This is a genomic window from Pseudomonas lyxosi (assembly GCF_047758685.1).
In the GTDB taxonomy this organism is placed as follows: domain Bacteria; phylum Pseudomonadota; class Gammaproteobacteria; order Pseudomonadales; family Pseudomonadaceae; genus Aquipseudomonas; species Aquipseudomonas lyxosi.
In genome coordinates this window covers 519,327-544,954 of record NZ_CP180481.1, presented here as the reverse complement: position 1 = coordinate 544,954, position 25,628 = coordinate 519,327, and the positions used below count along the sequence as shown (strand labels likewise).

Below are 25,628 nucleotides of genomic sequence, written 5' to 3'. Positions count from 1 at the left end.
AGGTATTGGCTGAGCAACGCATCCGCCAGAACACGGAAGTCACCTTGCACTTTGCACTGCGCCTGGAGAACGGCGACACCGTCGACAGCACCTTCGACAAAGCCCCGGCGACCTTCAAGGTCGGTGATGGCAACCTGTTGCCAGGGTTCGAAGCAGCGCTGTTCGGCTTCAAGGCTGGCGACAAGCGTACGCTGACGATTCAGCCGGAAAACGCTTTTGGCCAACCCAACCCGCAGAACGTACAGATCATCCCGCGCTCGCAGTTCAAGGACATGGAACTGTCGCCTGGCTTGCTGGTGATCTTTAACGATGCGGCCAATACTGAGTTGCCAGGTGTGGTGAAGACATTCGATGACGAGCAAGTGACCATCGACTTCAACCACCCGCTGGCCGGCAAGACATTGACCTTTGACGTCGAGATCATCAACGTCAAATCGCTGTAACTGACCGAACTCGGTCAAAAATGTGGGAGCGAGCTTGCTCGCGATGAGGGCCTGACATTCAACATTGATGTCGACTGATACTCCGCCATCGCGAGCAAGCTCGCTCCCACAGTCGTTTTTCATTGTTTTCGCGCGCAAGACACGAGGCACAGCATGCAAATCAAACTCGCCAACCCCCGTGGCTTCTGCGCCGGTGTGGACCGTGCGATCGAAATCGTCAACCGCGCCCTGGAAGTCTTCGGGCCGCCGATCTACGTGCGCCACGAAGTGGTCCACAACAAATTCGTCGTCGAAGATCTGCGCGCTCGCGGGGCGATTTTCGTCGAAGAGCTGGATCAGGTGCCGGACGACGTTATCGTGATCTTCAGTGCCCACGGTGTTTCCCAAGCCGTGCGCACCGAAGCTGCCGGTCGTGGCCTGAAGGTGTTCGACGCCACCTGTCCCCTGGTGACCAAGGTGCACATCGAAGTGGCACGCTACAGCCGCGACGGCCGTGAATGCATCCTCATCGGCCACGCCGGTCACCCGGAAGTCGAAGGCACCATGGGCCAGTACGATGGCAGCAATGGTGGCGCGATCTATCTGGTTGAAGACGAGAAAGACGTCGCAGCCTTGCAGGTGAACAACCCTGAAAAACTGGCGTTCGTGACCCAGACCACCCTGTCCATGGACGATACCAGCCGCGTCATCGACGCCCTGCGTACACGCTTCCCGGCGATCGGTGGTCCGCGCAAGGACGACATCTGCTACGCCACGCAAAACCGTCAGGATGCGGTCAAGCAACTGGCCGACGAGTGCGACGTGGTACTGGTGGTCGGCAGCCCGAACAGCTCCAACTCCAATCGCTTGCGTGAACTGGCCGAGCGCATGGCCACCCCGGCCTACCTGATCGACGGTGCCGAAGACCTGCAAAAGAGCTGGTTCGACGGTGTCGAGCGAATCGGCATCACCGCTGGCGCCTCCGCACCGGAAGTGCTGGTGCGTGGCGTGATCCAGCAGTTGCAGGCGTGGGGTGCTACCGGCGCCGATGAACTGGCCGGTCGCGAGGAGAACATCACCTTCTCCATGCCTAAAGAGTTGCGTGTCCGCTCCCTGCTTTAACGCTTTTGCCCCCTGGGCACAGCGCCTGCTCAGCCTTATGGCTGCGCAGGCTGACGCGGCCGGTCGCGGCCAGCACCACCTGGAGCTGAGTGACCGGTTCGCGTGCTGCGCAAATGTGCAGTGTCCCCGCTTGAAAGGCCCGCCCGGGCATCTGTGGCTCGCCAATACTGTTGAAACGTATGTATCGCCTGACCGGCCAATTGCCGACAATCGGCACCTGAGTGCCACTCGCGCGCTCAATCAGCAGCGGATTGCTGTTGTCTTCCGCCCCTTTACCACTGATATCCAGAATGATCCGCCAGCCCTGACTCCAGTCACCGTTGATGGCGTGAATCACGACGCTCTTGTTGCGTGTGATGGCAACGGTTCTGGCGTTGCGTATACCGCTGATAAGCGACTCTGCCACCTGCTCGCGATGGTTCGATTCAGTCAGTGCAGCAAACGCCGGACTGACCAACAGCAGAACAATCCCGACAATTGTCAGTCCCATGAGCAGTTCGATCAGGCTGAAACCTCGCTGATGCATGTCATCTCCCTCCCTGGAGTGCTGCGGCCCGCGCGATCCCTGCGCGAGTAATGGCAAAACAACCGAACATCTGCCGGTCGAATGTTCTAGCGTGTAGAAGCAGGTATAGCCGACGGCAACGGAGGGCACCGATGGATCATCGTACAAAAGGTTTCACGCTGATCGAGTTGCTGATCGCGCTCGCGGTGTTTCTGATCCTGATCACGCTGGCTGTGCCGGCGTTTACCCGTTCGGTGCAAATCACCAGGGCCGACACTGAAATTGGCGATCTGCAACGCGGACTCAATTTCGCACGACTGGAGGCTATCGACCGTGGTGTCACCACCCGGCTGCGCCCGACGGCCGGCGGCAGCGTCTGGAGCGGAGAATTAACGGTCTTTGACGGTACTGGCACTCCGGCCAATGTATTGCGGGTTGTTCCAGCGATGAGCAGCGGCGCGACTCTGACGCTAACCTCAGGAGTGACCGCCATCGATTTCAACAACCTTGGCGGGTTGTCGGCACCGTCCACGGCGGTGGTGATCAGCTACGTACGGGGGGCGGAAAGCAGAACGCTGAATGTGTGTTTGAACGGACGAATTCTATTGGGTGGAAATTGCGGATGAGGGGATGGAGCAAGCGTGCACAGGAGGGCATGACGCTGATCGAAGTCTTGGTTGCGTTGTTGATTCTGAGCGTGGGGCTGTTGGGGGCGGCAGCGATTCAGCTTAATGCGCTGAAGTACACTGACAGCGCGCGGATGACCAGCCAGGCCAGTTTTATCGCCTACGACATGATGGACCGCATTCGCGCCAACTCCGGTGCCGACTACACCGTCACGCCTCCGACCTCAGGCAACCTGAGCGTCGCCCGGGATCAGGACCTCTACGACTTCACCACCAACATTGTCAATTTCGGCGGCGCCACTGCCACCGGCAGCGTTACGCTCAATCAGCGGGTGTACACCATCACCATCACCTGGGATGACTCGCGGGCTGCGAATGTAGCCAATTCGCGGCGCAGTTTCGTCCTGACAAGTCGTGCCACCCTCGATCCGGTGCCGACGCCATGAACCGGTCCAATAGAGGTTTCGGCCTGATCGAGTTGCTGATCGCCCTGGCATTGAGTTTGGTCGTGGTCCTGGGCGTGGCGCAGATTTTCATCGCGGCCAAGAACACCTATGTCAGCCAGAACACCGCTGCCGCCATGCAGGAAGATGCGCGGTTCGTGCTGAGCAAGATGATTCAGGAAATCCGCATGGTCGGCATGTTCGGATGTCTGGGGGCGGTTACCGATTCAAGCTCGGCAGGTGACTTCAATGCCAGCCTGACAACGCCCATCAGTTGGGACAACGCCAACCTCAAACTGACCCTGGTGACTGCGGATGTCGGCGGCGGTGGCGGGGTACCGACCTGGACGGTAGTTTCCGATTGTCGGAACAATGCAACGGCCTACACGGGCACCCGAGTTCCGGCGTCGGGCGAGCTTGCGTTTCCGATCCGGCGCTTGATCTACAGCTTCAGCAACAATCAACTGCTGATGGGTGTCGGCACCGGCACGCCGGCTCAGGCGGTGCTGGTGAACAACGTCAGTGCCTTCAACGTGAGCTTCGGCCTCGCCAGTTCCGCTACTGATGTGGCCGCCTCCAGTTACAGCAGCAACCCCTCTGATTCGGCGCGCATTCGCAGTGTTCGCCTGACATTGACCCTCACCGACCCGAACAACCGGGTACGCAATCAAACCTTCAACGTGGTTGCCGCTCTGCGCAACCGCTTGCCATGAGGGGAGGGCCGATGAGTATTTCTCCCGTGACCCCTCACGCCCAGCGTGGCATGGCGCTGCTGGTTAGCCTGGTGTTTCTTCTGTTGCTGACACTGATCGGTATTTCATCGATGCAAAACGCAACCCTGCAGGAAAAAATGGCGGCCAGCGTGACCTTGCGCAATCAGTCGTTCCAGGGCGCCGAATCGGCGTTGCGCGTGGGTGAAAGCGCGGTGCAACTGGAGACCTATTCGTTGCCGGTCTGCAGCGGCACCACCCAATGTGCACCACCGGCCGAGTCGTCGACCATCATCGGCGCTGGCTTCAATTCCACCTCGGGGGTGACCTGGATAGCCTCCGGCAGCGGTTTTTACGGGGTGCAGAATATCGGCACCACCCTGACCGCCGTGAATGTGCCAAGCAACACCTCGACAACGCTGTACCGGGTGACCGCAGTCGGCATCGCGGGCAACTCGCGCAGTGTGGTGGAGAGTATCTATGCGAAGTACTGAACGGCACGCCGGGCTGTGGCGCCTGGTTTGCGGCGTGTTGTTGGGTTTATATCTCTCAGCGCCGGCTTATGCGTTCACCCCCTCGGATTCGCCGCTGTTGAGCGCTGCAGCCGTCGCGCCGAACGTGATGTTGTTGATCGACGATTCGGGCAGCATGAACAGCATCATCTACGCGGCGGGATTCGATCCGGCAGTGAACCGAACACCGGCCCGACAATGTAATGCGCTGCTGGGGTTGTGTCTGGGGTTCTCCAGCATCACCGGAGACACGGTCTTCCTCTCCAGCTTGCCGACGTCCGGCTGCTCCAACGGTTATTACGCGTTCTACAACAACAGCCTCGCGCCCCAGTGCCTCAAACTGCCCGATCCGGTGGGCGGCGAAAATACCCGATATTCTGCGGATTACATTTCGTACCTGGTGGGGCTGGCTAACGGTAACAACCGCGATTTCACAACCGGTTCAATCCCCAACGATTACCGGATGAACGTTGCGCGCAAGGCGGCCACCGATCTGGTGACCACTAACCGCGGACTGCGTATTGGCCTGGCGACGTTCAACCCGGTCAACAGCAACAACGCCGGCAATGGTGGCTACATCGCCCGTTCCATTAGCGATCTGGCGGACCAGGCCAACTACAACGCCCTGATTACCTCGATCAACGGCTTGAGTGCGGTCGCCAACACGCCGCTGGCGGAAACCTATTACGAAGTGACCCGGTACATGCGCGGCATGGCGCCGTTCTACAACTCGGCGCCCGCCACCTACACCAGTCCGATCCAGTACCGCTGCCAGAAAAACTATGGTGTGGTGATTACCGACGGCTTGCCCACCTTTGACCGGACCTTCCCGACCACCGATACCTTGGGTGGTATCCGACTGCCCAATTGGGATGGAATAAACAACGATGGCCCCGGCGGTGACGATGAGGGCGACACACTTTATCTGGATGACATCGCCAAGTTCGCCTTCGACATCGACATGCGCACGACCGGCACCGATTCTGCGAACAAAAACTGGGACGCAGCGGATTTTCCAAAGCAGAACATGAACACCTACACCGTCGGCTTCGCCACTGCGAACCCGATGTTGTCGGACGCGGCGACTTACGGGCAGGGCAAGTATTACCAGGCGACCGACAATGTAGGCCTCAACAGTGCACTCTCGTCCGCCCTGAGCGACATCACGTCCAAGGCCGGCTCCGGAGGCAGTGGCGTCACCAGCGGGACCACTCTGGCCAGCGGTTCGAATTACTTTCAGACCAGTTACGATCCCAAGGATTGGCGCGGCACGATCAAGTCCTACGGATTTACCTCCGCTGGCACGGTCAACACCGCCTCGGTGTTGTGGACAACCGATACTGCCATCGTGCCTGGTGCCACGGCGCCGACCTATCAATCCTGGAACACACAGACCAATGCGGCTGTGACGCTGGCCTACGCCAGTTTTTCCCCTGCTCAGCAAACATCCCTCAGCCAGAGTTTGCCCATCGGCATCACCGGCAGCGATCTGGTGGAGTGGAGCAAGGGCACCAACAAGGCCGGCCTGAAAGTGCGCAGTGTGCTGCTTGGCGACATCATCAATTCGCCGTTGGCCCTGGCATCGCCCACGGATAAAACCGCGTCCGATCTGTCAGGCGACACCACTTACAGCACTTATCTGGCAACCAAAGCGGCAAGCATGAACGCCAGCCTCGTGGTGAACGCCAACGACGGCTTTGTAAACGTCATCAACACGGCCAACGGCACACGGCGTTACGCTTTTATGCCGTCCAGTGTGTTGCCGTCACTGCGTTACATCGCCGACCCCACTTACATAAACGGGGTGAGCCACAAGTTTCTGGTGGACGGCCAGGTGGGCGTGTTCGATGCCCAGCTCAACAGTGCATGGAAAACCCTTGCGTTGGGCGGGACAGGGGCAGGAGGGCGAACCTTCTATGCGCTGCAACTGTTCGACGCATCGGCTGGTAACGTAACGAAAGCGTTGTGGGAAATCAGCGCTCCGGCCACAGCAAATACGGCGAACGTTTTCAATGATCTGGGTTATGCCTACGCACGCCCGGAAGTGGCACGCTTGGCCGACGGTCGATGGGCGGCATTCATCTCCAACGGTTATGGCAGCAACTCCGGGGTGGCAGCGTTGTACGTGGTCGACATTCGCGACGGCACGCTGATCAAGAAAATCGTGGTGGACGGCGCGGAGACTACCAACGGCCTGTCGTCGGTAAAGCTTCGGGTCAACTCGCAGAATGTGGTGCAGGCCGCTTATGGCGGCGACTTGAAGGGGAGGCTGTGGAAGTTTGATTTGAGCGCCACCGCCCCGGAATCGTGGGATCTGGCGTTTTCCCGCCAACCGTTGTTTACCACCGCAGGTGGCATCACCCAGCCAATTACCGCGCAACCATTGCTGGCGGACAATGCGCTGGGAGGGAAGGAAGTGTTTTTCGGTACCGGTAAATTCAATGAAACTGCCGACAAGACCAACAAAGACCTTCAGGCTTTTTATGCCGTGTGGGATGCGCAAGGTGGCTCCGGACAAATCACAACGTCCAGTTTGCAGGCTCAGTCGGTAACTGGCGTGTTCTCGGGTAGCAGTGGGCAATTCATCACCACCAGCCAGAACGACGTGACCTATCCGGCGAAAAAAGGCTGGTACCTGCCGCTGGTGTACAACAACGTGTTAACCGGTGAGCGGGTGATCAATCAGGCCAGTCTGGTGGCCGGCCGGATCGTGTTCACCACGGCCAGCGTGGACACCACCGACCCATGCGCCAGTTTCGGTACCGGCAAACTGGTCGAACTGGATGCATTCAGCGGTAAGATGCTCAATTACGCGGTGCTCGACAGCAATGGCGACGGGCTGGTCGACATCAAGGATTCGATTTCCAGCGGGGTGATTTTCACCGGCGGTATTCCGACGCTGAACGCGATCGTCAACAATGCATCCCGCAAGATTGTGAACGACTCCAGCGGTGGCATCAGCTCCCTGGTGGAAAAGCCCGGCAGCGGCGGCAGCCGTCGCATCATGTGGCGACAAATACAGTAAGTGAGAGTTGAGGCATGCGCAGATCCAACCGAGGTTTCACCCTGATCGAAATCATGATCGTGATTGCGATCATCGGGATCGTCATCACCATTGGCTACCCGAGCCTCACCGAGTATGTGAATAAGGGCCGCCGCACTGAAGTCGCCGGTCTGCTCTCCGAACAAGCGCAGATCCTTGAACGCTACTATTCGAAGAATAATGTCTACACCAATGTCACCGGCCTGAGCGCCGGTAATGACTTCTATACCATCACCCCGACCCTGACCGATCAGACCTTCCTGCTGACGGCGGAGCGCAAGGTCGGCAAGGCCATGGCGGCTGACAGGTGCGGTAATTTCACCATTACCAACACGGGTGTCAGAGGCATGGTCAACGCAACGGCCGGACTGACCACCAAGGATTGCTGGGGGCGCTGAGTTCCTTTTTCGGGTGCCTTTTGTGCCCTCTGTCTATTTAACGGTTGGATCAGAACATGACCAGGCAACAGCAAGTGGTGATTGTCGGCGGCGGCGTGATTGGCCTGCTGACAGCGTTCAATCTCGCGTCCGAAGTGCAAAGCGTTGTGCTGCTGGATCGTTCGAAAGTCGGTCAGGAGTCGTCCTGGGCGGGTGGCGGCATCGTTTCGCCGCTCTACCCGTGGCGCTACAGCCCGACGGTCACCGCATTGGCGCATTGGTCCCAGGATTTTTATCCACAGCTGGGTGAGCGACTGTTTGCAGCTACCGGTGTCGATCCCGAGGTGCATACCACCGGGTTGTACTGGCTGGACCTGGATGACGAGGCCGAGGCGCTGGCCTGGGCCGAGCGGGAAAACCGTCCGTTGCGGGCGGTGGATATCTCGGCGGCTCACGACGCGGTGCCGGTGTTGGGGAGCGGTTTTTCCCGGGCGATCTACATGGCCGATGTGGCCAATGTGCGTAATCCGCGGCTGGTGAAGTCCCTCAAGGCTGCGTTGCTGGCGCTGCCGAACGTGACGATTCATGAGCAGTGTGAAGTCAGCGGGTTTATCCGTGAAGGCGCTACGGTGGTCGGGGTGCAGACCTCGGCGGGAGCGATTCATGGCGATCAGGTGGTGCTGACTGCGGGTGCCTGGAGCGGTGATTTACTTAAAATCCTGGGTCTGGAGCTGCCGGTCGAGCCGGTGAAAGGGCAGATGATTCTCTACAAATGCGCGGCGGACTTCCTGCCGAGCATGGTTCTGGCCAAGGGGCGCTATGCGATTCCTCGGCGCGACGGGCACATTTTGATCGGCAGTACGCTGGAGCATGAAGGCTTCGACAAGACGCCGACCGAATCTGCCCTGGAGAGCCTGAAGGCGTCGGCGGTGGAGTTGATTCCTGCACTGGCGGATGCCGAGGTTGTGGGCCACTGGGCCGGGTTGCGACCGGGCTCACCGGAAGGCATTCCCTACATCGGTCGGGTGCCAGGGTTCGAAGGGCTTTGGCTCAATTGCGGGCATTACCGTAATGGCTTGGTACTGGCGCCAGCGTCGTGTCAGTTGTTTGCGGATGTGATGCTGGGGCGTGAGCCGATCATTGATCCGGCGCCGTATGCACCGGCTGGACGGATCTGAGACTCAATCGAGTCCCAGTTTCTTGAGCCTGTAGCGCATCGACCGGAATGAAAGATTCAACCGCTGAGCCGCCGCCGTGCGGTTCCAGCGGGTTTCTTCCAGGGCCTGGAGGATAAGGTTGCGCTCGACGTTTTCCAGGTAGTCTTCCAGGTTGTCGATCTGCGTCAGGTCCGGCACACCGCCTTCCGGGTTGCAGTTGCCTTCGGCCAGTCGCAGGTCGCTGGCTTCAATTTGTTTGTTTTCGCACAACGTGTGAGCCCGTTCGAGCACGTTCTCCAGTTCCCGCACATTGCCGGGGAAGCGATAGCTTTTCAGCGCGTCGAGGGCTTGGGGGTGGAGTTTTGCAGCGGGTTGGCCAGTGCTGATGGCCAGGCGCTTGAGCACGTGGCTGGCGAGGGATTCGATGTCTTCACGGCGTTCGCGCAAGGGCGGCACCCGTAGTTCGATCACGTTCAACCGGTAGTACAAATCCTGGCGAAAGCGTTCGGCGGCGACTTCGGCGTCGAGATCTTTGTGGGTGGCGCAAAGGATACGCACATCGACCACGGTTTCCTGTTGCTCGCCGACACCGCGAACGGCTTTTTCTTGTATTGCCCGTAGCAGTTTGACCTGCATCGCCAGCGGCAAATCAGCTACTTCGTCGAGAAACAGGGTGCCGCCATGGGCCGCCTGGAACAGTCCGGGTTTGTCTTCGATGGCACCGCTGAAGCTGCCTTTGCGATGACCGAAAAACTCGCTCTCCATCAATTCCGACGGAATCGCCCCGCAATTGACCGGGATAAACGGTTGGCTGGCGCGGGGGCCTTGTTCATGGATCAGTCGCGCGACCAATTCCTTGCCGCTGCCGGATTCGCCGCTGATGTACACCGGCGCCTGGCTGCGGGCCAGTTTGTCGATGTGTTTGCGCAAGGCGCGCATTGGCGGTGAATCGCCCAGGAGCCGACGATCGATGGCGATGCCGGGGCTGCCCGGCGCAGGCAACCGAAGCGCGCTGTTGACCAGTTCCCGCAGGCGAGTGAGGTCCACCGGTTTGGTCAGGAAGTCGAAGGCGCCGGCCTTGAGGGCGTTGATCGCCGTTTCCAGGCTGCCATAAGCGGTGATCATTGCCACCGGTACGTTTGGGTGGCGTTGCTGGATGTGTTGCACCAGCTCAAGGCCGGTGCCGTCCGGCAGGCGCATGTCGGTGAGGCACAAATCGAACGACTCTCGCGACAGCAGGGCCTGGGCTTCGCCGAGGTTGCGGGCACTGAAGGTGTCGAGTTTCATCCGTCCCAGGGTGATTTCCAGGAGTTCGCGGATATCCGGTTCGTCGTCGACGATCAGGACTTTTTGCCGTGGGCTCATGTTCAACTTTGTTTCCGTCCGTGAGCAAAGGTGATGCGAAAGCAGCCGCCGCCTTGGCGTGGCTTGAAGTCTAGGCGGGCCTGGTTGCTTTCGCACAGCTCACGGGACAGATAAAGCCCAAGGCCGGTGCCTTGGGGGCTGGTAGTGAAGAACGGTTCGAACAAGTGCACGTGATGCTCCGGTGCCACGCCGGGGCCATCGTCGAGGATATCGAGGACCGGCAGCTGGCTGTCCGGGTCGACGAACAACTCGAGCCAGGCCTGTGCCAGGTCGTGATTCAAGGCGCTATGGCGCCAGGCGTTACGCAACAGATTGTCGAGAATCTGGGTCAGTTGGTCTGGATCCATCAGGGTTTTGAAGTCTCCTGAGCCGATGCGCAGATGAATCTGCTGATGCTCGGTCGCCCCCTCGCGGGTTTCGTTGACGAACTGTTCCAGCCACGGCTTCAGATCAAGCCGTTGCGCTACGGTTTGCTGGCGGCGGGACAGTTGCAGGACGTTTTCGATTACCCGATTCATTCGCTGAGAGTGGTCTTGAATAATCTGTGTCAGACGTCGATCCGCGCGATTCAGTTCCTCTGATTCCTGCAATAGCTGCGCGGCATGACTAACGGCGCCCAGTGGATTGCGGATTTCATGGGCGATACCGGCGGTCAGGCGACCGAGGGCGGCGAGCTTCAATTGCTGGGCTTGTTGAGCGATTTGCGCGAGGTCTTCGAGAAAGACCAGGGTCTGGTGGTGGGGGCTTTGGTTCAGGGCAATGAAGCTCGGTTGCAGCTCCAGACCACTACTGGTGACTTTCAGGCTCTGGGGGCGCAGTGTCGGATTGTTGAGCCACAATTGCAGGCGTTCGACCAGGCTGGGTAAGTAGTCGTCGATCAGCTGGCCTGCAAGATTTTCCCTGCCTAACAGGTTCAAGGCGCTGTGGTTGGCCAGTTGAACCCGCCGTTTGTCGTCGAGTACCAGGATGCCGGTACGCATGCGTTGCAGGATCAGTGCGTTGAGGGCTTCAAGGCCGACGACTTCGCTGGCCCGTTGTTCTGCGAGGGTTTCGCTGACCTCCAGGCGTCGGATCAGCCCTTGCACCAGCAATGCGGCAGCAAAACACAGGGCGCCGAGCGTACCTACTTGCAGGTAATCGTTGGGGGTGGCGGGATGGCTGAAGCTCAGGAGGAAGCTCAGCCCGACGATGCCAAGCGCGCCAACGGCGGCAATCAGCAGGCCGATGCGCCCTCGCAACAAGGTGTTACTGATGGCTATCGATACGATCAGCAGGTTGCCGATGGCACTGGCCACACCGCCGGCGGCGTAGAACAGACCGCACAGCAGCAGGACGTCGGTCAGCGCCAGGCTGAACAGTTGCGCCGGGCGCCGGGTGTTCCCGAGGAATACCACCAGCAGGATATTCAGCACCAGGTAAAACCAGCTGCCACTGCGCAGCAGGTCGTCATTGGCGGACGTCAGCAGCTGGTTGTCCATGTCGCTGGAGATCAACAGCACCAAGGTGATGCCGATGCTCAAACGGTAAAGGTGATAGAGGCGCAGCAGTCGCTGGGCCTGTTTGCTGCCGGGACTGGAGGTCTCAGCGATCACTGGAGCCCGGGCCTTGCTCAAGATGAGCCTGGCTGCAATACCACTGTTGTTGAAGGCTCAGCGCGCGGTCGCGTGGCAGGTGTACGCCGCAATGGGCGCAGCGGACCATGGGGGCCGCTTCCAGCTCGGCAGAGGACTTGGGCACGGAAGCCTGGCCCTTGAACTTGCGCCAGAACCATACCGCAGCGGCAATCAGGGCGATCCAGAACAGTAAACGAAGCATGATGAGCTGCTATTTGACCAGTGATGAGCCAGTTTAGCCAAGGACATGACCAGCGCACAGCGTAATCATCGAGCCCATAAAAAAGGAGCCTCGAAAGGCTCCTTTTTGTACAACCCGATGTGTCAGTCAAACACGCCGAAGGTCATGTAGCTGAACCACGAGCGGTCGCTGTTATTGGCTTCGGACTCGTGTTCCTCTTCTTCGATCACGTCGCCATTTTCATCTTTAGGCTTGAGATCGTTCGGAATCGCGTCCTTGGCGTCCTGGAACTGCTTCTGCACGTCTTGGTTGGCGCGGGTTTCGCCCGGCGGCAGCGGTGGACGGGATTCGATCAGGCCGAGTGTTGCCTTGCTCAACCACGAGCGGTTGTCGGCTTCGGCCACCGAAGGCTGGAACTGACCGTCGACCAGGCTTGGATGGTTCGGGTAGTTGAGCTTCAGGGTTTCGAGGCTGGTGGCGGCCAGGTCGTCCAGGTGCAGACGCTGGTAGGCCTCTGTCATCACCGCCAGGCCGTTACCGACCGAAGGGGTTTCCTGGAAGTTTTCCACCACGTAGCGACCACGGTTCGCGGCGGCGACATAGGCCTGACGGGTCAGGTAGTAGTCGGCAACGTGAATCTCGTAGGCGGCCAGCAGGTTGCGCAGGTAGATCATGCGCTGCTTGGCGTCCGGCGAGTAGCGGCTGTTCGGGAAGCGGCTGGTCAGCTGGGCGAACTCGTTGTAGGAGTCGCGAGCGGCACCCGGGTCACGCTTGGTCATGTCCAACGGCAGGAAGCGCGACAACAGGCCGACGTCCTGGTCGAAAGAAGTCAGACCCTTGAGGTAATACGCGTAATCCACGTTCGGGTGCTGCGGGTGCAGGCGAATGAAGCGCTCGGCCGCGGACTTCGCAGCTTCAGGCTCGGTGTTCTTGTAGTTGGCGTAAATGAGCTCGAGTTGAGCCTGATCGGCGTAGCGACCGAACGGATAACGCGACTCCAGCGCCTTCAGCTTGGCTGTGGCGGCGGTGTAGCTATTGTTGTCCAGATCGTGCTGAGCCTGCTGGTACAGCTCGACTTCGCTCAGGTTTTCGTCTACGACTTCCTTCGATGAGCAAGCAGCGGTCAATGCGAGGATGGCGATCAGCAGCAGGTGTTTCACTTGCATGGCGGCTTGCGTCCCTATGACGGCCGCTGTCTTGGGCGGGGCCGTCCTGTTATGATGAGCGCCCCGTTGAATAGCCTCGGGGCAAAAGACGCCGTATTTAACCACAAGCGCGCAGCCGAAACCAAAGGCTGTGCCGACGCCTAGTCTGAGCATGTCCGATAAAATTGAACTTCGCGCAGAGGTGCCGTCCGAATTGGGCGGCCAACGCCTCGATCAAGTCGCCGCACAATTATTCGCTGAGCACTCGCGCTCGCGCCTTTCCGCCTGGATCAAAGACGGCCACCTGACTGTGGATGGGGCGGTTATCCGCCCGCGAGACATCGTTCATGGTGGTGCCATTCTTGAACTCACTGCCGAGCAGGAAGCTCAGGGCGAATGGATCGCTCAAGACATCGAGCTGGACATCGTCTATGAAGATGACGACATCCTGGTGATCAACAAACCCGCGGGTCTGGTGGTGCATCCTGCTGCCGGTCACGCTGATGGCACCTTGCTCAACGCCTTGCTGCACCACGTGCCGGACATCATCAATGTGCCCCGCGCCGGTATCGTGCATCGCCTGGACAAGGACACCACCGGTCTGATGGTGGTGGCCAAGACCATTCAGGCGCAGACACAGCTTGTCACGCAATTGCAGAGCCGCAGCGTAAGCCGGATCTACGAGTGCATCGTGATCGGTGTGGTGACGGCCGGTGGCAAGATCAACGCGCCGATCGGTCGTCATGGTCAGCAACGCCAGCGCATGGCCGTGATGGAAGGTGGCAAGCAAGCCGTCAGTCATTACCGCGTGCTCGAGCGTTTCCGCTCCCACACTCACGTGCGGGTGAAGCTGGAAACCGGTCGTACGCACCAGATTCGTGTGCATATGGCTCACATCAACTTCCCGTTGGTCGGAGATCCTGCCTACGGCGGTCGTTTCCGTATTCCGCCGGCAGCCAGTGTGACCATGATCGAATCGTTGAAGGCGTTCCCGCGTCAGGCGCTGCATGCGCGGTTCCTGGAGCTGGATCACCCGACCACCGGTAAACGCATGAGCTGGGAATCGCCACTGCCGGACGATTTCGTCTGGTTGCTGACGCTGCTCAAGCAAGACCGCGAGGCGTTCATCGGATGAGTGACTGGCTGATTCCCGACTGGCCTGCGCCTGCCGGGGTGAAAGCCTGCGTTACCACCCGTGCGGGCGGCGTCAGTCTGGCGCCGTTCGACAGCCTCAACCTCGGCGATCACGTCGATGACAGCCCCGAAGCTGTTGTCGAAAACCGCCGTCGCCTCACCGATCATTTCTCTATTCAACCGGCCTGGTTAAAGCAGGTTCACGGCATTGCCGTGGCCCACGCGGACCCAAGCCTTACGGCCACTGCCGATGCCAGCTGGACGGCAACGCCCGGTATTGCCTGCACGGCGATGACCGCGGATTGCCTGCCCGCATTGTTTTGCGACCGTGCAGGTACTCGCGTCGCGGCGGCTCATGCCGGTTGGCGCGGGTTGGCGGCGGGTGTGCTGGAAGCAACCCTCGACAGTCTGGCCGTGCCGCCAGAAGAAGTGTTGGTCTGGCTCGGTCCGGCCATTGGTCCGCAAGCCTTTGAAGTCGGCCCTGAAGTGCGCGAAACCTTCGTCGAGCAATTGCCCGAAGCCGCCAAAGCCTTTGTGCCGAGTCAAAATGCTGGCAAATTCATGGCTGACATTTACGAGCTGGCGCGCTTACGTCTGGCGGCTCGCGGTGTCACCGCTGTTTATGGTGGCGGTTTCTGCACCGTGACCGATCCTCGCTTCTTTTCTTACCGCCGCAGTCCACGCACCGGTCGGTTTGCCTCCCTGGTCTGGCTCGAGCGTTAGACTTCGCTGATCTGCATCAACTGTTTGACGCTTGAATCTTCCAGATTCGACCGCATCTATAACGGTATCTGGCAGGTTTCTTCATTCAGGATGTTTTATAGGTCCGGCCTGCTCAAAAGGAAGGTGACCCATGCGAATAGATCGTTTAACCAGCAAATTGCAGTTAGCTCTATCCGACGCCCAATCCCTGGCCGTCGGTCTCGACCATCCCGGCATTGAACCGGCGCACTTGATGCAAGCCATGCTTGAGCAGCAGGGTGGTTCGATCAAGCCCCTGTTGATGCAGGTTGGCTTTGACGTCAACAGCCTGCGTAAAGAGCTGACCAAAGAGCTCGACCAACTACCAAAAATCCAGAACCCGACCGGCGACGTGAACATGTCGCAGGATTTGGCACGCCTGCTGAACCAGGCCGATCGTCTGGCCCAGCAGAAGGGCGACCAGTTCATCTCCAGCGAGCTGGTGTTGCTCGCCGCCATGGACGAGAACAGCAAGCTCGGCAAATTGTTGCTCGGCCAGGGCGTCAGCAAGAAAGCCCTGGAAAACGCGATCAACAACCTGCGCGGTGGTGAGGCCGTCAATGACGCCAACCACGAAGAGTCGCGCCAGGCGCTGGATAAATACACCGTCGACCTGACCAAGCGTGCCGAAGAAGGCAAGCTCGATCCGGTGATCGGCCGTGACGACGAAATTCGCCGGACCATTCAGGTCCTGCAACGCCGCACCAAGAACAACCCGGTGCTGATCGGTGAGCCTGGCGTGGGTAAAACCGCCATCGCCGAAGGCCTGGCCCAGCGCATCATCAACGGCGAAGTCCCGGATGGACTGAAAGGCAAGCGCCTGCTGTCCTTGGACATGGGGTCGCTGATTGCCGGTGCCAAGTACCGCGGCGAGTTCGAAGAGCGCCTCAAATCCCTGCTCAACGAACTGTCGAAGCAGGAAGGGCAGATCATTCTGTTTATCGACGAACTGCACACCATGGTCGGCGCCGGTAAAGGCGAAGGCTCGATGGACGCGGGCAACATGCTCAAGCCGGCATTGGCGCGCGGTGAGCTGCACTGCGTCGGCGCGACTACGCTCAACGAGTACCGCCAATATATAGAGAAGGATGCGGCCCTCGAACGGCGCTTCCAGAAAGTGCTGGTGGACGAGCCGAGCGAAGAAGATACCATCGCGATTCTGCGTGGCCTGAAAGAGCGCTACGAGGTTCACCACAAGGTGGCGATCACCGACGGCGCGATCATCGCCGCAGCCAAGCTCAGTCACCGCTACATTACCGATCGTCAGTTGCCGGACAAGGCCATCGACCTGATCGACGAAGCGGCCAGCCGCATCCGCATGGAGATCGATTCCAAACCGGAAGTTCTGGATCGTCTTGAGCGCCGTCTGATTCAGTTGAAGGTGGAATCCCAGGCGCTGAAGAAAGAAAGCGACGAAGCCGCGATAAAACGTCTGGAAAAACTCCAGGAAGAAATCGTCCGCCTCGAGCGTGAGTACTCGGACCTGGAGGAAATCTGGAACGCGGAAAAAGCCGAAGTCCAGGGTTCTGCGCAGATCCAGCAGAAAATCGAACAGTCCCGTCAGGAACTGGAAGCTGCCCGCCGCAAAGGCGACTTGAACCGCATGGCCGAGTTGCAGTACGGGATCATCCCGGACCTGGAGCGCAGCCTGCAAATGGTCGACCAGCACGGCAAAACTGAAAACCAGTTGCTGCGCAGCAAGGTGACTGAAGAAGAGATCGCTGAAGTCGTTTCGAAGTGGACCGGTATTCCGGTGTCGAAAATGCTCGAAGGCGAGCGCGACAAGCTGATGAAGATGGAAAGCCTGTTGCACCAACGTGTGATCGGCCAGGACGAAGCGGTGATTGCCGTTTCCAACGCCGTGCGGCGGTCCCGCGCCGGTTTGTCCGATCCGAATCGCCCGAGCGGCTCGTTCATGTTCCTCGGCCCGACCGGTGTCGGTAAAACCGAGCTGTGCAAGGCGCTGGCCGAGTTCCTCTTTGATACGGAAGAGGCGATGGTGCGGATCGACATGTCCGAATTCATGGAGAAACATTCCGTGGCTCGTCTGATCGGTGCGCCACCAGGCTACGTAGGCTATGAAGAGGGCGGTTACCTGACCGAGGCGGTGCGTCGCAAGCCTTATTCGGTGATCCTCCTGGACGAGGTCGAGAAGGCCCACCCGGACGTCTTCAACATCTTGCTGCAAGTGCTGGAAGATGGCCGACTGACCGACAGCCATGGCCGCACGGTGGATTTCAAAAATACCGTGATTGTCATGACCTCCAACCTGGGCTCGGTGCAGATCCAGGAACTGGTCGGTGATCGTGAGGCGCAGCGTGCGGCGGTGATGGACGCGATTTCCACGCACTTCCGGCCGGAGTTCATCAACCGGGTCGATGAAGTGGTGATCTTCGAACCGTTGGCTCGGGATCAGATCGCGGGCATTACCGAGATCCAGTTGGGTCGCCTGCGCAGTCGCCTGACCGAGCGCGAGCTGAAGCTTGATCTCAGCCCTGAGGCCATGGATAAGCTGATCGCGGTAGGCTACGACCCGGTTTACGGCGCACGGCCGCTCAAACGAGCCATCCAGCGCTGGATCGAGAACCCGTTGGCGCAGCTGATTCTGTCCGGTCGCTTCATGCCGGGCGATACCGCCAAGGGTGTTGTGGAGAACGACGAAATCGTATTCGCCTGATCCACGGCGGCAGCAAAATTGAAGAGGCCTCGCATTGCGAGGCCTTTTTTTCGCCAGGCTGTTGAACTGAAAGGAAAAGGCTTGTAAAGTGCGCCCCGCAGTAAGTCGCCCTGAAGGGTTCCAGCTCCCCAAGCAGGAATCTGAAATAAGTTGCAAATCATTAACTTGAAAGCAATTTAGGGGGTTGACAGAGGTGCTTAAGATTGTAGAATAGCGCGCCTCAGACACACGAACGCAGCGATGCGAACGGGTCGAAGAGGCGAAGCAAGCTTCACAGTTGTAAATTGAAATACGTAGTTCCGTGATAGCTCAGTCGGTAGAGCAAATGACTGTTAATCATTGGGTCCCAGGTTCGAGTCCTGGTCACGGAGCCAATTTCAAGCCGGGGTATAGCGCAGTCCGGTAGCGCGCCTGCTTTGGGAGCAGGATGTCAGGAGTTCGAATCCCCTTACCCCGACCATTTTTGGGTCGTTAGCTCAGTTGGTAGAGCAGTTGGCTTTTAACCAATTGGTCGTAGGTTCGAATCCCACACGACCCACCATTTTTGAAACCAGTTCACGCTGGGATCAGATCTTAAGATCAGAGGCCAAAAGCACTGATCGAAAAAGGCGACTTTTTAAAGGTCGCCTTTTTATTACCGGGGTATAGCGCAGTCCGGTAGCGCGCCTGCTTTGGGAGCAGGATGTCAGGAGTTCGAATCCCCTTACCCCGACCATATTAAAAATCCTCGTATCGAAAGATACGGGGATTTTTTTTGTCTTCTAAAAAGAATACTTCAGTCATCGTATAACTTGACGATAACGAGGCGCTTGCCGGAACCATCGACCACGGTTTTCATGTCGATCAGCACCGACAGTGGTCAACGCCGTCAACGCGATAAATAGGCTGACGATCATTCGCGATGTTTCGTAATGCGCTGCCGAATTCTGGCTCTCGGCGGCGGTTTGTTTGGCGAACAGATCCGCCAAGTCATTGAGAGTTTGCCCTGATTGCCGTATTGGTCGCTTTGCTCGGGATTTTTGCCTTGGGGAGATCCACGAGCGCAATCTGGTGATCGCCAGCGCTGCCGAAGAACAGGCGCAGGTGGCGCGGGAAGTGGATCGCAACCTGGTGAATATTCGTGATCTATCGGTGCGATCTGCCGCCGGGGCGGATCAGACCAGCGCGTCCAGTCATGAGCTTTCACAACTGGCCAATGCCTTGCAGGGCATGGTGCGGCGCTTCCAGCTTTAAATTTTCCAGACGCAAAAAAGCCGCGCTTCTCGACGGAAAAGCGCGGCTTGGTTCTCGGAAGCTTAGGCGCCGTCTTGGTCTTTCAAGTGCTCGAACAGGCCTTTTGGCATTTTCTTACCATTGGCTTCGAAGTTGGCTTTCACGTTGTCATAAGCCTCTTGCTCGTCGATGAAGCCGTCATGGTTGGTGTCGATCTTGTCGAAATTGGACTTCGGCGCGACTTTCTGAAACTCGGCACGGGAGACTTTGCCGTCGCCATCCGTGTCGGTTTTTGCCATCGACGCATCGCCACACTTGCCTTCGCCACATTTACCTTCGGGGGTCTTCACCACCTGTTCGGCCGAGGCCAGCAGGTAACCCTGAGTCAGAGGTTGCGAGGCGAACACAGCGCCGGACAACATCATGCCACCGGCCAAAACAGCGCCGAGCAAACCGATAGTGTTTTTGGTGGTACGGGACATTTCAATACTCCTGGGTTGCACGACACAACCGTTCGATAAAGGACGCCACGTAAGTGCGGCGATAACCGTAGCTGGCGGGGAGCCTTGCTTGGGTGTGGCCATTTAGCGGGCGTGGTGTATCGCTACTGTGTCGCGCAAGGGGGGAGTTTGTAAGCGAAGGGGTGAAACGGCGGGGGGAGATACAGTGAGACACAGATCTAAGAATCGATGCAGAACAAATGTGGGAGCGAGCTTGCTCGCGATAGCGGTCTGACATTCAGCGCATCTGTTGAATGTTAAGCCGCCATCGCGAGCGAGCTCGCTCCCACAGGTTTTTGTATCAGTGCAGCTTCAGCCGCGGCTCAGTCCCGCGCCCGATCTTGCTGCCCAACATCAGCATCGCCGTACGAAACGCGCCATACAGCGCCATTTGGTGCATGCGATACAGCGACACGTAAAACATCCGTGCCAGCCAGCCTTCAAGCATCACGCTGCCGGTGAGGTTGCCCATCAAGTTACCCACAGCCGAAAAACGCGACAGCGAGATCAGCGAGCCGTAGTCAGTGTATTTGTACGCAGGCAGAGGCTTGCCTTCGATACGCAGTTTCAGCGATTTGGCCAGCAACGAAGCCTGCTGATGAGCAGCCTGGGCGCGTGGCGGCACATTGCGATCGGTGTCCGGCTGCGGGCAGGCCGCACAGTCACCGAAGGCGAAGATGTTTTCGTCGCGGGTGGTTTGCAGGGTTGGCAGTACTTGCAGCTGATTGATCCGGTTGGTCTCCAGGCCATCGATGTCCTTGAGAAAGCCCGGTGCGCGAATCCCGGCGGCCCAGACTTTCAGGCTGGCGTTGATGACTTTGCCATCGGCGGTAATCAGGCTGTCGGCTGTCACTTCACTGACGGCGGCATTGGTCATGACGTTGACCCCGAGTTTCTCCAGGGTTTTATGCACAGGCCCGCCGATACGTTCCGGCAAGGCGGGCAGCACCCGTGGTCCGGCTTCGATCAAGGTGATGTGCATGTTTTCCGGTTTGATCCGGTCAAGACCATAGGCGGCCAATTCATGCGCGGCGTTGTGCAGTTCGGCGGCCAGTTCGACCCCGGTGGCACCGGCACCGACGATGGCGACGCTGATCTGCTCGACCTTGTCGGTCTGCCCGGCATGGGCGCGCAGGTAGTGGTTGAGCAATTGCTGGTGGAAGCGCTCGGCCTGTTTGCGGGTGTCGAGGAACAGGCAGTGTTGTGCCGCGCCCTGAGTCCCGAAATCGTTGGTGGTGCTGCCGACCGAGATCACCAGCGAGTCGTAACCCACTTCGCGCGCCGGGACCAGTTCAATGCCGGCTTCGTCGTAGGTGGCGGCCAGCTGGATTTTCTTCTGTGCGCGATCAAGCCCGCTCATGCGCCCCAGCTGGAACTCGAAGTGGTTCCATTTGGCCTGGGCAACATAGTTGAGTTCGTCTTCGGAAGAGTTCAGCGACCCGGCCGCCACTTCGTGCAACAGCGGTTTCCAGATGTGGGTCAGGTTCGCGTCGACCAGCATCACACTGGCCGTGCCGCGCTTGCCCAGAGTCTTACCCAGACGGGTAGCCAACTCCAGACCGCCGGCGCCGCCGCCAACGATGACAATACGATGAGTCATGGGGATATCTCGCAAGGCTAAAAGAAATCGGTGCAATTACCCGAGCGAGCATGAGGGTCTGTTGACGTTTGATGACGACCGCGACGGATGCCCACGTGGTGCAGGGCAAGGCGCGAGGAACGTGGTTTGGTTGTTCCAAATGAGTTCCGAGCAACGCTGCCCTGCGCCACGTGGGCGTCCGTCCCTTCGGGTTGCGCTCCAACGAGCGCGAGGCTGCGTTGCGGGATTTGCCAAGGGAACAACCATTGGCGGCATCCCGCGCCTTGCCTCGCACTCGTTGGAACGCAACGCGGTTCGTCATCAAACGTCAACAGACCCTCGGCAGCTCATAGCGTCAGGTAACTGATAAGTCGGCTCAACAGGCCTAAACCAATGGTCACTGCCAACACCACCACCAGGAGCATCCACGGCCGGAAAGGCCGGCGCTCGACTTGGTGCTGGGACAGTTGCAGGTACTCTTCGACATGCTTTTGGTCGTCGGGGTTCAGGCGGCTGGTCATATTGGGCCTCGTCAGGGGGTAGACGTTGCTAAATGTGTAGAAGCTACAGCAGGTTTTAGCCCACATTGAACGGAGCATAGCCGCTGGCAGGGATGGGCTCGACGCTCACCGTATCGTCCAGGCGAATGATTCCACTTTGTAACACCCGGGCGGTGATTCCGCCATGTCCACGAACGGCCTGAAAGGTCCCGGGGCCGAGGTTATTCTCGAGTCGGGCGCAGGGTTGGCACCAGCCGGTGGTTTCGAAAATCGCCTGGCCAATCCTGAAACGCCGACCCTTGAGACTGAAGAGATTGATGCCGCTGACGACAATGTTGCGTCGCAAATCATTAGGTAACACCGGTTTATCTTCCGGCCGGCCCATCAGCGAGTTGATCACCGCCAGATGCTCCCATTGCATCAGCGTTACTTGCCGCGCATTGCGTACGCCGGGACGCGTGTGATCACCGGTCAAACCGGCTTCAAGCCGCGCCTCCACGGCATCGAGTTCGATCATCTGAGAACGTGATTGCGGCCGAACGCCGATCCAGCGAACGCGACCCGTTTGCGGCACTTCGGCAATCAGCTCCTGCAATGGACTCACAGGCTGATCCCGACGTCGAAAACAATGCTGCGGCCCAGGTTGCTGCGCAGGAAATCCGGCGCATCCGGGTGCGCGAACAGCACGCGGGCGAAGGTCGGGCCGACCAGCGACAACGAGCGCCAGCCCTGGCGCAGGTATTCGGTCGGCGGCGGGAAATGGCTGTTGAGGTCCAGCACTTCGCGCTTGAGGCTGGCGAAGGCGATGATGTCCAGTTCGCCCAGGTCCATGCCGCGCTCTTTGTAGTTGTGGGCTTTTTTGCGCAAGGTCGGCGCCAGTCTCAGCAGAAATTCATTGGCCGGAATGCGCCGGGGCTTGGCCTCGCGGCGCACCAGCGAACTCAGGGAAAACGCGCTGCGCCGGCGTTGCAGCTCATCGCGCCATTCGTCGTTGAGGCGTCGGCCTTCATCGAGCACGAAAAACACTTCGAAACTGGCGTCACGAAACAGCACGTCCGGCGGCTCCCCGGCGGGGGCGAATTCGTCGGCGCGATAGGGAATGTTCAGGCCTTGCAGCAGGCGCTGACAGACCCAACGCTCACGCTCCCATTTGCGGGCATTGGACAGGAACGCGTTGGCTTGCTCGGCCGCGATGGTCAGCAGGCGTAAATAATCTGAGTCATCCATAAGCCCAAGCTTAGCGTTCAAATGCGATCGCAAAGAAGACAGTTTATCGGAGCGGGTCAGATCTACAGGATCTGCGGCCCGCCATGCCCGCAACAACCCACATCCCGCGCCCGGTTCAGGGCATTGCACAAAACGGATAACGATCTGCGCAAAGCGGATATTGCCCCGTGCCTGTCGCCTCTACCCTCGGCTGTACGGACGTTAGCCGTGTTACCGACGCTCTTAAAAATAACAACAAGAGAAAAATGCCATGCGCAAGATCGACGTACATGAGGTTATCGACAACGCACGATTCAACCGCTTCCACTGGATGGTGCTGTTCTGGTGTGCCCTGATCATCATCTTCGACGGTTACGATTTGGTGATCTACGGCGTGGTGTTGCCGATGCTGATGAAAGAGTGGGGGCTCAGTCCCCTGCAAGCGGGCGCACTGGGCAGTTATGCACTGTTCGGGATGATGTTCGGCGCGCTGTTCTTCGGCCCGCTGTCGGACAAGATCGGCCGCAAAAAAGCCATCACGATCTGCGTGATGCTCTTCAGCGGTTTCACCGTGCTCAATGGATTTGCCCGCAACCCCACCGAGTTTGGCCTCTGCCGGTTCATTGCCGGGCTTGGCATTGGCGGGGTGATGCCCAACGTCGTGGCACTGATGAACGAGTACGCGCCGAAGAAAATCCGCAGCACGCTGGTGGCAATCATGTTCAGCGGCTACTCGGTGGGCGGAATGCTCTCGGCGGGGCTCGGTATCGTGCTGATCCCAAGTTTTGGCTGGCAATCGGTGTTTTACGTGGCGGTGCTGCCGTTGCTGTTGTTGCCGTTGATCATGTACTTCCTGCCCGAGTCGGTGGGTTTCATGCTGCGTCAGGGACGCAATGAAGAGGCGCGCAACGTTCTGGAACGGATTGATCCGGCTTACGTCGCGCAAACCAGCGATCAGCTGCACATGAGCGAAGTGAAGGGCACCGGCACCCCGGTGTTGCAACTGTTTCGCGAAGGTCGTGCGCTGCGCACGCTGATGCTGTGGCTGGCGTTTTTCTGCTGCTTGCTGATGGTCTACGCCTTGAGTTCCTGGCTGCCAAAACTGATGGCCAACGCCGGTTACAGCCTGGGCTCGAGTCTGTCGTTCCTGCTGGTGCTCAACTTCGGTGCCATTTTCGGCGCGGTCGGCGGCGGTGTGCTGGGAGACAAACTCAACCTGCCGCGGGTGTTGGCGGTGTTCTTCGCCGTGGCTGCGGTGTCGATCACCTTGCTGGGATTCAACAGCCCGATGCCGCTGTTGTACCTGCTGATCGCCATTGCCGGCGCCACCACCATTGGCTCGCAGATTCTGTTGTACGCCTGCGCCGCGCAGTTCTATTCCATGACCATTCGCTCCACCGGTTTGGGTTGGGCGTCAGGTATCGGGCGCAACGGTGCCATCGTCGGACCGCTGCTGGGCGGTGCCTTGCTCGGGATCAGCCTGCCGCTGCAACTGAACTTCATGGCCTTTGCCTTGCCCGGTGCGGTGGCCGCGATCGCCATGACCGTGTTCGCCATCAGCAGTCGACGCAGTGCTAAACAAGCGCTGTCGGGCCTGCGCCATGGTTCGCTCGACGGGTCTGTTGGCGACGTTTCATGAGAGCGTTAGTCCGGGACTTTTCCCTGTCTGCGGCAGTCGCCGGATTTATCGCCACGGTGATTTCCTACGCAGGCCCGTTGGTGATCATCTTTCAGGCCGCCGAGACCGCGCACCTCTCGCGAGAGGTGCTGTCGTCATGGATCTGGGCGATTTCCATCGGCAGCGCCGTGCTTGGCATCGGTCTGAGCCTGCGTTACCGCGTCCCGGTGATCATCGCGTGGTCGGCGCCGGGTTCGGCGTTGCTGGTGGCGCTGTTGCCGGGGATCTCAATGCCGGAAGCGGTAGGCGCGTATCTGATCAGCAGCCTGATTATCTTTCTGGTCGGGGTCTCGGGGGCGTTTGACCGGATCATCGGCAAACTGCCCGCGGCGATTGCGGCAGCGATGCTGGCGGGGATTCTGTTCAGCTTCGGCACCGGATTATTCGTCTCGTTGCAGGGCAAGCCGCTGCTGGTGCTGGCGATGTTCGCCACGTACCTGATCTGCAAACGGCTGATGCCGCGGTATGCGGTGTTGATGGTGCTGCTGGTGGGCTGCTCGATGGCTTTTCTCGCCGGTGATTTGCACAGCGAGGCGTTGGTGATCGGCTTGGCCACGCCGGTGTGGATCACGCCCGCGTTCAGCCTGAGCGCGACCCTGAATATCGCCTTGCCGCTGGTGATGGTGGCGCTGACCGGGCAGTTCGTTCCCGGCATGGCGGTACTGCGCGCCAGCGGTTACCCAACACCGGCCGGCCCGATCATCGCCAGCAGTGCGGTGGGCACGGCGCTGTTGGCGCCGTTCGGTTGCCATGGGCTGAATCTGGCAGCCATCACCGCGGCGATTTGTACCGGGCGCGAGGCCCATGAAAATCCCGGCAAACGCTATGTGGCCGGGGTTGTGGGCGGGCTGTGTTACCTGGTGCTGGGGATCTTCGGCGCCACCCTGGTTTCACTGTTTTCGGCGTTCCCCAAAGAACTGATCGCAGCCCTGGCCGGGCTGGCGCTGTTCGCTGCGATTGCCGGGGCGTTGGCCGGCGCAATGGCTGTGCCGAGTGATCGCGAAGCCGCGTTGGTGACTTTTCTGACCACCGCGTCGGGCATGTCGTTGTTGGGTTTGTCCGCCGCCTTTTGGGGGCTGATTTTCGGCATGGTCACGCACGTGTTGTTAAACGCCCGTCGTCCCGTTCCCCGTCGCGAATCCGCTGCGGCTGAAGCACTTCAACCTGTCGATCAATAAAA

Annotated in this window: 24 protein-coding genes, 4 tRNA genes and 1 pseudogene; 19 read left to right on the top strand and 10 right to left on the bottom strand. The window is 59.3% G+C overall.

All coding sequences use genetic code 11. The annotated features are described in order from the left end of the window. The first annotated feature begins 5 nt into the window (after positions 1 to 5). Positions 6 to 443 (top strand): FKBP-type peptidyl-prolyl cis-trans isomerase, encoded by a 438-nt coding sequence (gene fkpB, locus ACMXYI_RS02630; RefSeq protein ID WP_177327872.1) that lies wholly within the window; start codon positions 6 to 8, stop codon positions 441 to 443. Positions 444 to 596: 153 nt separating this feature from the next. Further along, positions 597 to 1,544, top strand: a complete 948-nt coding sequence (ispH, locus tag ACMXYI_RS02625; RefSeq protein ID WP_033054296.1) for a 4-hydroxy-3-methylbut-2-enyl diphosphate reductase — start codon at positions 597 to 599, stop codon at positions 1,542 to 1,544. Here ispH and ACMXYI_RS02620 read toward each other — a convergent pair. Further along, the gene (locus tag ACMXYI_RS02620; protein WP_415773850.1) at positions 1,513 to 2,070 is read right to left on the bottom strand and encodes a GspH/FimT family pseudopilin; all 558 of its coding nucleotides are present in this window, start codon (positions 2,068 to 2,070) and stop codon (positions 1,513 to 1,515) included. The two genes, ispH and ACMXYI_RS02620, sit on opposite strands and share 32 nt — an antisense overlap. A 131-nt stretch (positions 2,071 to 2,201) precedes the next feature. On the opposite strand from ACMXYI_RS02620, the gene ACMXYI_RS02615 reads away from it, so the two are divergent. The 7 genes from ACMXYI_RS02615 to thiO are packed head-to-tail and all read left to right on the top strand — an operon-like array spanning position 2,202 to position 8,938. Then, positions 2,202 to 2,675, top strand: a complete 474-nt coding sequence (locus tag ACMXYI_RS02615; protein ID WP_415771507.1) for a GspH/FimT family pseudopilin — start codon at positions 2,202 to 2,204, stop codon at positions 2,673 to 2,675. After that, on the top strand, positions 2,672 to 3,121 hold the full coding sequence (gene pilV, locus ACMXYI_RS02610; RefSeq protein WP_415771505.1) for a type IV pilus modification protein PilV: 450 nt from the start codon (positions 2,672 to 2,674) through the stop codon (positions 3,119 to 3,121). The genes ACMXYI_RS02615 and pilV overlap by 4 nt, the downstream gene beginning before the upstream one ends. After that, positions 3,118 to 3,831: a PilW family protein gene (locus ACMXYI_RS02605; RefSeq protein WP_415771503.1), complete on the top strand. Its 714-nt coding sequence runs from the start codon at positions 3,118 to 3,120 to the stop codon at positions 3,829 to 3,831. Before pilV ends, ACMXYI_RS02605 begins: the two co-directional genes overlap by 4 nt. Positions 3,832 to 3,842: 11 nt before the next feature. Continuing rightward, a complete protein-coding gene (locus ACMXYI_RS02600) occupies positions 3,843 to 4,322 on the top strand; it encodes a pilus assembly PilX family protein (RefSeq protein WP_415771501.1) in 480 nt (159 codons plus the stop codon). Continuing rightward, positions 4,309 to 7,365: a pilus assembly protein gene (locus tag ACMXYI_RS02595; protein ID WP_415771499.1), complete on the top strand. Its 3,057-nt coding sequence runs from the start codon at positions 4,309 to 4,311 to the stop codon at positions 7,363 to 7,365. Before ACMXYI_RS02600 ends, ACMXYI_RS02595 begins: the two co-directional genes overlap by 14 nt. 14 nt (positions 7,366 to 7,379) lie before the next feature. Then, a complete protein-coding gene (locus tag ACMXYI_RS02590) occupies positions 7,380 to 7,781 on the top strand; it encodes a type IV pilin protein (protein WP_415771497.1) in 402 nt (133 codons plus the stop codon). Between the two features lie 56 nt (positions 7,782 to 7,837). Then, positions 7,838 to 8,938, top strand: a complete 1,101-nt coding sequence (gene thiO, locus ACMXYI_RS02585; RefSeq protein ID WP_415771495.1) for a glycine oxidase ThiO — start codon at positions 7,838 to 7,840, stop codon at positions 8,936 to 8,938. A 3-nt stretch (positions 8,939 to 8,941) separates the two neighbouring features. Here the strand turns inward: thiO and ACMXYI_RS02580 are convergent, their stop codons facing one another. The 4 genes from ACMXYI_RS02580 to ACMXYI_RS02565 all read right to left on the bottom strand — a co-directional run bounded on the left by ACMXYI_RS02580 (position 8,942) and on the right by ACMXYI_RS02565 (position 13,242). Then, complete coding sequence (locus tag ACMXYI_RS02580) at positions 8,942 to 10,282, bottom strand: sigma-54-dependent transcriptional regulator (RefSeq protein WP_415771493.1); 1,341 nt, start codon at positions 10,280 to 10,282, stop codon at positions 8,942 to 8,944. Between the two features lie 2 nt (positions 10,283 to 10,284). Continuing rightward, positions 10,285 to 11,874 carry a sensor histidine kinase gene (locus ACMXYI_RS02575; RefSeq protein WP_415771491.1) on the bottom strand — a complete coding sequence of 530 codons (1,590 nt, stop codon included), beginning with the start codon at positions 11,872 to 11,874 and terminating at the stop codon, positions 10,285 to 10,287. After that, entirely contained in the window at positions 11,864 to 12,097 is a 234-nt protein-coding gene (locus ACMXYI_RS02570; protein WP_008154904.1) for a PP0621 family protein, read from the bottom strand. The genes ACMXYI_RS02575 and ACMXYI_RS02570 overlap by 11 nt, the downstream gene beginning before the upstream one ends. A gap of 122 nt (positions 12,098 to 12,219) precedes the next feature. Further along, a complete protein-coding gene (locus ACMXYI_RS02565; protein WP_415771490.1) occupies positions 12,220 to 13,242 on the bottom strand; it encodes an outer membrane protein assembly factor BamD in 1,023 nt (340 codons plus the stop codon). A gap of 151 nt (positions 13,243 to 13,393) precedes the next feature. Here ACMXYI_RS02565 and rluD point away from each other — a divergent pair, with 151 nt between their 5' ends. The 8 genes and pseudogenes from rluD to ACMXYI_RS02525 all read left to right on the top strand — a co-directional run. Beyond that, a complete protein-coding gene (gene rluD, locus ACMXYI_RS02560) occupies positions 13,394 to 14,356 on the top strand; it encodes a 23S rRNA pseudouridine(1911/1915/1917) synthase RluD (protein ID WP_415771489.1) in 963 nt (320 codons plus the stop codon). Further along, positions 14,353 to 15,078, top strand: a complete 726-nt coding sequence (gene pgeF / locus ACMXYI_RS02555) for a peptidoglycan editing factor PgeF (RefSeq protein WP_415771488.1) — start codon at positions 14,353 to 14,355, stop codon at positions 15,076 to 15,078. Before rluD ends, pgeF begins: the two co-directional genes overlap by 4 nt. 130 nt (positions 15,079 to 15,208) lie before the next feature. Next, positions 15,209 to 17,773 carry an ATP-dependent chaperone ClpB gene (clpB, locus tag ACMXYI_RS02550; RefSeq protein ID WP_415771486.1) on the top strand — a complete coding sequence of 855 codons (2,565 nt, stop codon included), beginning with the start codon at positions 15,209 to 15,211 and terminating at the stop codon, positions 17,771 to 17,773. A 298-nt stretch (positions 17,774 to 18,071) separates the two neighbouring features. Continuing rightward, positions 18,072 to 18,147 (top strand) — tRNA-Asn (locus ACMXYI_RS02545). Between the two features lie 9 nt (positions 18,148 to 18,156). Then, positions 18,157 to 18,233: transfer RNA gene (locus ACMXYI_RS02540), tRNA-Pro, on the top strand. Between the two features lie 5 nt (positions 18,234 to 18,238). Further along, a tRNA-Lys gene (locus ACMXYI_RS02535) sits at positions 18,239 to 18,314 on the top strand. 97 nt (positions 18,315 to 18,411) lie between these two features. Continuing rightward, positions 18,412 to 18,488: transfer RNA gene (locus tag ACMXYI_RS02530), tRNA-Pro, on the top strand. Positions 18,489 to 18,802: 314 nt separating this feature from the next. Continuing rightward, positions 18,803 to 19,006 (top strand): annotated as a pseudogene (locus ACMXYI_RS02525) (methyl-accepting chemotaxis protein); the annotation flags it as partial. A gap of 62 nt (positions 19,007 to 19,068) precedes the next feature. Here the strand turns inward: ACMXYI_RS02525 and ACMXYI_RS02520 are convergent. The 5 genes from ACMXYI_RS02520 to ACMXYI_RS02500 all read right to left on the bottom strand — a co-directional run bounded on the left by ACMXYI_RS02520 (position 19,069) and on the right by ACMXYI_RS02500 (position 22,791). Continuing rightward, positions 19,069 to 19,467, bottom strand: coding sequence for an HvfA family oxazolone/thioamide-modified RiPP metallophore (locus ACMXYI_RS02520; RefSeq protein WP_415765579.1), 399 nt, complete (start codon positions 19,465 to 19,467; stop codon positions 19,069 to 19,071). Positions 19,468 to 19,786: 319 nt separating this feature from the next. Then, entirely contained in the window at positions 19,787 to 21,085 is a 1,299-nt protein-coding gene (locus tag ACMXYI_RS02515) for an NAD(P)/FAD-dependent oxidoreductase (protein ID WP_415771484.1), read from the bottom strand. Positions 21,086 to 21,411: 326 nt separating this feature from the next. Next, entirely contained in the window at positions 21,412 to 21,585 is a 174-nt protein-coding gene (locus tag ACMXYI_RS02510; RefSeq protein ID WP_008154890.1) for a DUF3094 domain-containing protein, read from the bottom strand. A gap of 55 nt (positions 21,586 to 21,640) precedes the next feature. Further along, positions 21,641 to 22,168, bottom strand: coding sequence for an MOSC domain-containing protein (locus ACMXYI_RS02505; protein WP_415771482.1), 528 nt, complete (start codon positions 22,166 to 22,168; stop codon positions 21,641 to 21,643). Next, positions 22,165 to 22,791, bottom strand: coding sequence for a DUF1780 domain-containing protein (locus ACMXYI_RS02500; protein ID WP_008154887.1), 627 nt, complete (start codon positions 22,789 to 22,791; stop codon positions 22,165 to 22,167). The genes ACMXYI_RS02505 and ACMXYI_RS02500 overlap by 4 nt, the downstream gene beginning before the upstream one ends. Positions 22,792 to 23,041: 250 nt before the next feature. On the opposite strand from ACMXYI_RS02500, the gene ACMXYI_RS02495 reads away from it, so the two are divergent. After that, entirely contained in the window at positions 23,042 to 24,409 is a 1,368-nt protein-coding gene (locus tag ACMXYI_RS02495; RefSeq protein ID WP_415771480.1) for an aromatic acid/H+ symport family MFS transporter, read from the top strand. Beyond that, the gene (locus ACMXYI_RS02490; protein ID WP_415771478.1) at positions 24,406 to 25,626 is read left to right on the top strand and encodes a benzoate/H(+) symporter BenE family transporter; all 1,221 of its coding nucleotides are present in this window, start codon (positions 24,406 to 24,408) and stop codon (positions 25,624 to 25,626) included. Before ACMXYI_RS02495 ends, ACMXYI_RS02490 begins: the two co-directional genes overlap by 4 nt. The last annotated feature ends 2 nt before the right edge of the window (positions 25,627 to 25,628 follow it).

Bases quoted from the DNA above. Each gene is read 5' to 3' on its own strand.
- rluD (WP_415771489.1), top strand. From the start codon at position 13,394: ATGTCCGATAAAATTGAACTTCGCGCAGAGGTGCCGTCCGAATTGGGC.
- pilV (WP_415771505.1), top strand. From the start codon at position 2,672: ATGAGGGGATGGAGCAAGCGTGCACAGGAGGGCATGACGCTGATCGAA.
- ACMXYI_RS02565 (WP_415771490.1), bottom strand. From the start codon at position 13,242: ATGCAAGTGAAACACCTGCTGCTGATCGCCATCCTCGCATTGACCGCT.
- ACMXYI_RS02600 (WP_415771501.1), top strand. From the start codon at position 3,843: ATGAGTATTTCTCCCGTGACCCCTCACGCCCAGCGTGGCATGGCGCTG.
- ACMXYI_RS02605 (WP_415771503.1), top strand. From the start codon at position 3,118: ATGAACCGGTCCAATAGAGGTTTCGGCCTGATCGAGTTGCTGATCGCC.
- ACMXYI_RS02580 (WP_415771493.1), bottom strand. From the start codon at position 10,282: ATGAGCCCACGGCAAAAAGTCCTGATCGTCGACGACGAACCGGATATC.
- ACMXYI_RS02490 (WP_415771478.1), top strand. From the start codon at position 24,406: ATGAGAGCGTTAGTCCGGGACTTTTCCCTGTCTGCGGCAGTCGCCGGA.
- ACMXYI_RS02570 (WP_008154904.1), bottom strand. From the start codon at position 12,097: ATGCTTCGTTTACTGTTCTGGATCGCCCTGATTGCCGCTGCGGTATGG.
- ACMXYI_RS02590 (WP_415771497.1), top strand. From the start codon at position 7,380: ATGCGCAGATCCAACCGAGGTTTCACCCTGATCGAAATCATGATCGTG.
- ACMXYI_RS02615 (WP_415771507.1), top strand. From the start codon at position 2,202: ATGGATCATCGTACAAAAGGTTTCACGCTGATCGAGTTGCTGATCGCG.
- ACMXYI_RS02500 (WP_008154887.1), bottom strand. From the start codon at position 22,791: ATGGATGACTCAGATTATTTACGCCTGCTGACCATCGCGGCCGAGCAA.
- ACMXYI_RS02620 (WP_415773850.1), bottom strand. From the start codon at position 2,070: ATGCATCAGCGAGGTTTCAGCCTGATCGAACTGCTCATGGGACTGACA.
- ACMXYI_RS02520 (WP_415765579.1), bottom strand. From the start codon at position 19,467: ATGTCCCGTACCACCAAAAACACTATCGGTTTGCTCGGCGCTGTTTTG.
- clpB (WP_415771486.1), top strand. From the start codon at position 15,209: ATGCGAATAGATCGTTTAACCAGCAAATTGCAGTTAGCTCTATCCGAC.
- ACMXYI_RS02510 (WP_008154890.1), bottom strand. From the start codon at position 21,585: ATGACCAGCCGCCTGAACCCCGACGACCAAAAGCATGTCGAAGAGTAC.
- ispH (WP_033054296.1), top strand. From the start codon at position 597: ATGCAAATCAAACTCGCCAACCCCCGTGGCTTCTGCGCCGGTGTGGAC.
- ACMXYI_RS02495 (WP_415771480.1), top strand. From the start codon at position 23,042: ATGCGCAAGATCGACGTACATGAGGTTATCGACAACGCACGATTCAAC.
- ACMXYI_RS02595 (WP_415771499.1), top strand. From the start codon at position 4,309: ATGCGAAGTACTGAACGGCACGCCGGGCTGTGGCGCCTGGTTTGCGGC.
- pgeF (WP_415771488.1), top strand. From the start codon at position 14,353: ATGAGTGACTGGCTGATTCCCGACTGGCCTGCGCCTGCCGGGGTGAAA.
- ACMXYI_RS02515 (WP_415771484.1), bottom strand. From the start codon at position 21,085: ATGACTCATCGTATTGTCATCGTTGGCGGCGGCGCCGGCGGTCTGGAG.
- thiO (WP_415771495.1), top strand. From the start codon at position 7,838: ATGACCAGGCAACAGCAAGTGGTGATTGTCGGCGGCGGCGTGATTGGC.